Origin of the sequence: Dorea sp. 210702-DFI.3.125 (assembly GCF_020560945.1) — a bacterium.
GTDB classification, from domain to species: Bacteria; Bacillota; Clostridia; order Lachnospirales; family Lachnospiraceae; genus Dorea; species Dorea formicigenerans.
In genome coordinates, this window is record NZ_JAJCNF010000094.1 from 1 (window position 1) to 425 (window position 425).

Genomic DNA, 425 nt, shown 5'->3' on the forward strand with positions numbered 1-425 from the left:
AGGCGTAAATTCCGGACTAACGTATCCGTACATATTTGCATTAACGTTTCAGTGTTAGCTTGCAAATCGTTCTCCATAGGCCTTGAGATTTATAGATGCCTGGAAATCTCTGTCAATCATATTCCCACATTCACATCTATAAACCCTGTCAGATAACTTCAAATCTTTTTTGATGTTTCCACAGCAGCTGCAAAGCTTTGATGATGGATAAAACCGTTCAGCCACAATAAGCTGGATCCCTTTATCATTGCATTTGTATTCAAGCTGTTTTCTAAACCCAAAAAATCCTTGTTCCTGTACTGCTTTGGATAAATGTCTATTTTTCATCATTCCACTGACATTCAGATCTTCAATACAAATAAATCTTGGCTTTCGATTTACGATCTCAGATATGGTCTGATTCAAATAGTTTTTACGGATGTTTG

Annotated in this window: 1 protein-coding gene; it reads right to left on the reverse strand. The window is 36.5% G+C overall.

Annotated features, from left to right (window positions below):
- Window positions 1-54: 54 nt before the first annotated feature.
- The coding region (locus LI164_RS15700) for a transposase (RefSeq protein ID WP_227087383.1) at window positions 55-425 on the reverse strand (371 nt) is incomplete at its 5' end.